Raw genomic sequence first — 1,567 nt, 5'->3', positions numbered from 1 at the left:
GCACTCGACATCAGCCCAGGTTCGCCTGGGTGTAGAAATATTTTACAATGGAGAGTTTGATCTTGGCTCAGGATGAACGCTAGCGGCAGGCCTAATACATGCAAGTCGAACGGTCAGTAGCAATACTGATAGTGGCGCACGGGTGCGTAACGCGTAACCAACCTACCCGAATCTGGGGGATAGCCCGCCGAAAGGCGGATTAATACCGCATAACACAAGGTGGCGGCATCGTCTCTTTGTTAAAGATTTATTGGATTCGGATGGGGTTGCGTGCCATTAGCTAGTTGGCGGGGTAACGGCCCACCAAGGCGACGATGGCTAGGGGAGCTGAGAGGCTGGTCCCCCACACGGGCACTGAGATACGGGCCCGACTCCTACGGGAGGCAGCAGTAGGGAATATTGGGCAATGGGCGAGAGCCTGACCCAGCCATGCCGCGTGCAGGATGAAGGCTTTCTGAGTCGTAAACTGCTTTTGCCAGGGAAGAAAAAAGGGGATGCGTCCTCTACTGACGGTACCTGGTGAATAAGCACCGGCTAACTCCGTGCCAGCAGCCGCGGTAATACGGAGGGTGCAAGCGTTGTCCGGATTTATTGGGTTTAAAGGGTGCGTAGGCGGCTGATTAAGTCTGGGGTGAAAGCCCGTTGCTCAACAACGGAACTGCCCTGGAAACTGGTTAGCTTGAGTACAGACGAGGGTGGCGGAATGGATGCTGTAGCGGTGAAATGCATAGATAGCATCCAGAACCCCGATTGCGAAGGCAGCTGCCTAGACTGTAACTGACGCTGAGGCACGAAAGCGTGGGGAGCGAACAGGATTAGATACCCTGGTAGTCCACGCCGTAAACGATGGATACTCGCTGGTGGCGATAGACGGTCACTGGCTTAGCGAAAGCGTTAAGTATCCCACCTGGGGAGTACGCCCGCAAGGGTGAAACTCAAAAGAATTGACGGGGGCCCGCACAAGTGGTGGAGCATGTGGTTTAATTCGATGATACGCGAGGAACCTTACCTAGGCTAGAATGCGCGTGACCGACTCAGAGATGAGTCTTTCCTTCGGGACACAAAGCAAGGTGCTGCATGGCCGTCGTCAGCTCGTGCCGTGAGGTGTTGGGTTAAGTCCCGCAACGAGCGCAACCCCTATGGTTAGTTGCCAGCACGTAATGGTGGGGACTCTAGCCAGACTGCCTGCGCAAGCAGTGAGGAAGGCGGGGACGACGTCAGGTCATCATGGCCCTTACGCCTAGGGCTACACACGTGCTACAATGGACGGTACAGCGGGTTGCCAACCAGCGATGGTGCGCCAATCCCGAAAAGCCGTTCTCAGTTCGGATCGGAGTCTGCAACTCGACTCCGTGAAGCTGGAATCACTAGTAATCGCGTATCAGCAATGACGCGGTGAATACGTTCCCGGGCCTTGTACACACCGCCCGTCAAGCCATGAAAGTCTGGTAGACCTGAAGCCGGTGCTCCGCAACGAAGCCGGTTAGGGTAGAACAGGTAATTAGGGCTAAGTCGTAACAAGGTAGCCGTACCGGAAGGTGCGGCTGGATCACCTCCTTTCTGGAGC

General features: G+C 55.6%; 1 rRNA gene. It reads left to right on the top strand.

Annotated elements, in window-relative coordinates:
• The first annotated feature begins 44 nt into the window (after nt 1-44).
• Nucleotides 45-1,560 (top strand): 16S ribosomal RNA (locus J4E00_RS29270).
• Nucleotides 1,561-1,567: the final 7 nt, after the last annotated feature.

The sequence above is a fragment of the Hymenobacter negativus genome, assembly GCF_017571495.1.
GTDB classification, from domain to species: Bacteria; Bacteroidota; Bacteroidia; order Cytophagales; family Hymenobacteraceae; genus Hymenobacter; species Hymenobacter negativus.
This window is presented reverse-complemented; position numbering and strand designations above follow the sequence as displayed.